The 4,207-nt window shown below is 55.8% G+C and carries 5 protein-coding genes and 1 pseudogene; 1 reads left to right on the top strand and 5 read right to left on the bottom strand.

Annotated features, from left to right (window positions below):
* From ACIQ0G_RS10440 to ffh, 5 genes and pseudogenes are all read right to left on the bottom strand, one after another.
* Nucleotides 1–102 (bottom strand): annotated as a pseudogene (locus tag ACIQ0G_RS10440) (50S ribosomal protein L19); the annotation flags it as partial.
* A 7-nt stretch (nt 103–109) separates the two neighbouring features.
* Nucleotides 110–850, bottom strand: a complete 741-nt coding sequence (trmD, locus tag ACIQ0G_RS10445) for a tRNA (guanosine(37)-N1)-methyltransferase TrmD (RefSeq protein WP_397577847.1) — start codon at nt 848–850, stop codon at nt 110–112.
* Nucleotides 847–1,353 carry a ribosome maturation factor RimM gene (rimM, locus tag ACIQ0G_RS10450; RefSeq protein ID WP_397577848.1) on the bottom strand — a complete coding sequence of 169 codons (507 nt, stop codon included), beginning with the start codon at nt 1,351–1,353 and terminating at the stop codon, nt 847–849. The genes trmD and rimM overlap by 4 nt, the downstream gene beginning before the upstream one ends.
* 3 nt (nt 1,354–1,356) lie before the next feature.
* The gene (gene rpsP, locus ACIQ0G_RS10455; protein ID WP_397577849.1) at nt 1,357–1,866 is read right to left on the bottom strand and encodes a 30S ribosomal protein S16; all 510 of its coding nucleotides are present in this window, start codon (nt 1,864–1,866) and stop codon (nt 1,357–1,359) included.
* A 46-nt stretch (nt 1,867–1,912) separates the two neighbouring features.
* Nucleotides 1,913–3,412 (bottom strand): signal recognition particle protein, encoded by a 1,500-nt coding sequence (ffh, locus tag ACIQ0G_RS10460; protein ID WP_397577850.1) that lies wholly within the window; start codon nt 3,410–3,412, stop codon nt 1,913–1,915.
* 290 nt (nt 3,413–3,702) lie between these two features.
* On the opposite strand from ffh, the gene dapF reads away from it, so the two are divergent.
* Nucleotides 3,703–4,207 (top strand): diaminopimelate epimerase (dapF, locus tag ACIQ0G_RS10465; protein ID WP_397577851.1); only part of this gene is annotated, 505 nt, incomplete at its 3' end.

The following is a 4,207-nucleotide window of genomic DNA, read 5'->3' on the forward strand; positions in this document are numbered from 1 at the left end:
CACGCCCACCTTGACGGTGTCACCTGCACGGAACGCAGGAATTTTTTTGTTTTCTGACAAAGCTGCAATAGCTTCGGCTTCGAGTGTTTGGATGAGGTTCATGCCCCATTTAATCCTTATTCTTTTGTCGCACGTCAGAGGCAGGCTGAACCCGGGCGTCTTTGTAACGCCCCCAAAGGTCCGGTCTGCGTAACCGAGTATCTTCCTCCGCCCTTTGTTTCCGCCAGGTGGCTATTTTCGCATGATCCCCCGATCGCAACACTTCAGGGATCATTCGCCCTTCCCAATCATTGGGTCGGGTATAGTGCGGATATTCAAGCAACCCTTGTTCAAAGGACTCCTCATCACCGCTGGAAGTCGCGCCCATTACGCCGGGAAGCAGCCGAATGCAAGCATCTAACAGCATTAAAGCACCAATTTCGCCGCCCGAAAGCACGATATCGCCCATCGAAACCTGTTCAATATGGGGTCTGGCATCAAAAATGCGCTCGTCAAAGCCCTCAAAGCGCCCGCAAAGCACCGTAACGCCTGGGCCTGCGGCAAGTTCGCGAATGCGGCTTTGGGTAATCGTCTTGCCACGCGGCGTCATCGCCAAAACGGGAACATCGGGCTGCTGAACAGACGCGTGATCGACCGCTGCGGCGAGTATATCCGCGCGCAGTACCATCCCCGCCCCGCCGCCGGCGGGCGTGTCGTCAACGGTCCGATGCTTGTCGGTCGCAAAGTCACGAATATGGATGGGCGCACATGACCATTTGCCCTCTTCCAGCGCGCGGCCAGCCAATGATATCCCCAGAGGACCGGGAAACATTTCGGGATAAAGCGTCAGGATTTGGGCAGCGAACGTCATATGACGAAGTCGGCATCAATGACGATACGTCCGCCCGCTTGCGCGCCCCATTCAGGTACAGCTTCGGCGGTCATTGGGACCATGAACTTTTTGCCCGGCTTGCCATCAACAGACGGCATCTGGATTTCAAGAACGTCGCTGGCGCCAAAATTTTCCACGGCTATGCAATTGCCAAGGTCGGCGCCATCGGTTGAAACACAAGGAAGCCCAAGAAGGTCGCTATAATAATATTCGCCCTCGCCCAGTTCAGGCAAGGCCTCACGCGGCACGGTCAACAATGTGCTGCGCAGTTTTTCCGCCGCATTGCGGTCATTTATTTCGGCAAAGCGCGCAATCGCGCCGTCTTTTGTTGGGCGGAGGGACTTAACCGTCAACGCGCCATCATTAAAACTTTTGTAGCGTTTCAAGCTGTCCACATTTTCTGCGAACAGCTTGAGACGAACTTCACCCGTCACGCCGTGCGCACCAGAAACGGCGGCAAGCGTGACGGTTGAGTCAGCCAAGGCTTAGCCCTCAGCCTTTTCTTCGGTTGCTTCTTCAGCTGCAGGCGCAGCTTCTTCAGCGGCAGGCGCTTCTTCAACCGCAGGTGCGGCTTCTTCAGCGGCTACTTCTTCAACAACTTCTGGCTCAGGCTCAGGTGCTGGAGCGGCTGCAGCTGCAGCTGCGGCTTCTTCGGCTTCTGCAAGCTTAGTTGCCTTGTCTTCAGCGCGATCCTTGGCCTTCTGGCCTGGCTCACCCTTGTTAGGGTTGTTCTTAACCTTACGCTCTTTAACGCCGGCGGCGTCAAGGAAGCGTGCAACGCGGTCCGAAGGCTGCGCACCAGCGGCAAGCCAATGTTTCGCACGCTCGGTGTCAAGGATCATACGCTCTGCGCTGTCCTTGGGAAGCTGTGGGTTGTAGCTGCCGATACGCTCAATGAACTTACCGTCGCGTGGTGCGCGGGCGTCGGCTACGACGATTTTATAATAAGGACGCTTTTTCGAACCGCCCCGTGACAAACGCATGGATAATGCCATAAAACTAACTCACCTTTCTGAAATATTCTTAAACTAAATGTGATACTTATTTCTTTTTACTAAGAAGTCTTGCGAGGTCTGGCGGCATTCCGCCACCGCCGCCCATTCCGGGCAGACCGCCCAAACCGGGTGGCAAAGCGCCGGGGGGAAGCCCGTGCATCCCCTCCATCGCGCCACCCAAGTCGCCGCCACCGCCCATGCCACCTTTGCCGCCGCCAAACATGGCAGCGAGGCCTTTGAGGCCGCCCATCTTGCGAATGCGCTTCATAGCGCTCGCCATTTCCTGGTGCATTTTGATCAGCTTATTAACGTCTTGAACGGTCATGCCCGAACCCTTGGCAATCCGGATCTTACGTTTGGCGTTCAACAATTCAGGCTTCGCACGCTCTTTTGGCGTCATGGAGCCAATGATGGCGTCCATATGCACGAGCAATTTGTCGTTCATGCCGCCGGCGTCCATCGCCTGCTTGGCCTTTTTCATGCCCGGGATCATACCGGCAAGCGCGCCAAGGCCGCCCATTTTGGACATTTGGCGGAACTGCATACGCAGGTCTTCCATGTCGAACTGGCCCTTGGCCATTTTGGCCGCGAGCTTATCCGCGTCCTCTTTTTCGACCATTTCGGTCGCACGCTCGACAAGGCCAACAACGTCGCCCATGCCCAATATGCGTCCAGCAACACGGCTTGGGTTAAACGCTTCGATGGCGTCAAGCTTTTCACCGACGCCTGCAAATTTGATGGGCTTGCCGGTAATTGCGCGCATCGACAGCGCAGCACCGCCGCGTGCATCACCGTCCATACGGGTCAGCACGATACCGGTTACATTGACGCGCTCACCGAAGCTTTTGGCGACATTTACGGCGTCTTGACCCGTGAGCGAGTCGACGACGAGCAGGATTTCCTGCGGAACGGAGACCTTTGCCACCGCCTGCATTTCGTCCATCAACTGCTGATCAACATGCAAGCGGCCAGCGGTGTCGAGGATCAGGACATCAAAGCCCTGCAACTTTGCAGCCTGCATGGCACGCTTTGCAATGTCGACGGGCTGCTGCCCCTGCATAATGGGAAGCGTAGCAATTTCGGTCTGCGTGCCAAGCGTCGCCAACTGCTCTTGTGCTGCAGGACGATTGACGTCCAGTGAAGCCATCAGGACTTTCTTGCCCTGTTTGGCCTTCAGCATTTTGGCGATCTTGGCCGTCGTTGTCGTTTTACCCGAGCCCTGCAGACCGACCATCATGATGATCGCTGGCGGCGCTACAGCGAGATCAAGGTCGCTTTGTTCCGCGCCGAGCATTTCGACAAGGGCGTCATTGACGATTTTGACTACCTGCTGGCCGGGCGTTACCGACTTCAGAACCTGCGCGCCGACGGCTTGCTCGGTAACCTTCTCAACGAAGTCACGAACGACGGGAAGTGCGACATCGGCTTCAAGCAAAGCCACGCGGACTTCGCGCATCGCTTCACGCACGTCAGCTTCGTTTAACGCACCGCGACCGCGCAGGCGATCAAACACCCCTCCTAACCGGTCGCTCAGCTTGTCAAACATCGACATTCCTTACCAACATGCCCCGTTTGAGGCATAAACGAACAAAAAGCCGGTGAGCGAATCTTCGCCGACCAGCTTGGAAACAACGGATTTCCAACAAATTTTGAAAGGCAATATCCTTGCCTTGGATGCGCCCCTACCCTCCTTGGCGTCGCAAATCAAGTTTTTCCGTTGGTTGGAACGGCCGCGACCTGTGCCCAATCACGGCGGCTCGATAAACAATAGGTTGGCCATATTCGGCATCAACGGTAGACTTGATGCCCCGCTGCCCCTAAATCGCCGCCATGACGATGGGCGATTTTCACAAGATGCATGGGCTCGGCAATGACTTTGTCATTATCGACGCACGCGTCCAATCCATCGAAATGTCCCCTGCCCGCGCGCAAAAGATCGCGGATCGCAAGTTTGGGATTGGCTGTGACCAGCTTATCATTTTGCTGCCTTCAGAAATCGCTGATGTACGCATGCAGATATTCAATCCCGACGGCAGCGAGGTTGAGGCATGTGGCAATGCGTCACGCTGTGTCGTTGCACTGTTGAACCAAGACCTCAACATTGAAACCTTGGGCGGCATCATTTCAGGCAAGCTGTCGGGCAATGACGTCGAAATGTCGATGGGTGAAGCCGTTTTTGGATGGCAGAACATACCACTTGCTTTCCCAATGAATACTGATGCCATGCCACTGGCTTGGGACAATCTCGCCGCGCCCATGGCCGTCAATATGGGCAACCCACATGCCGTATTTTTTGTCGATGATGTTGATGCTATCGACTTGCGCCAGCTGGGCCCAACAA

Origin of the sequence: Sphingorhabdus sp., from assembly GCF_044354325.1 — a bacterium.
Lineage (GTDB): Bacteria > Pseudomonadota > Alphaproteobacteria > Sphingomonadales > Sphingomonadaceae > Sphingorhabdus_B.

Coding starts and splice junctions, on each gene's coding strand:
- trmD (WP_397577847.1), bottom strand. CDS start 850: ATGACGTTCGCTGCCCAAATCCTGACGCTTTATCCCGAAATGTTTCCC.
- rpsP (WP_397577849.1), bottom strand. CDS start 1,866: ATGGCATTATCCATGCGTTTGTCACGGGGCGGTTCGAAAAAGCGTCCT.
- ffh (WP_397577850.1), bottom strand. CDS start 3,412: ATGTTTGACAAGCTGAGCGACCGGTTAGGAGGGGTGTTTGATCGCCTG.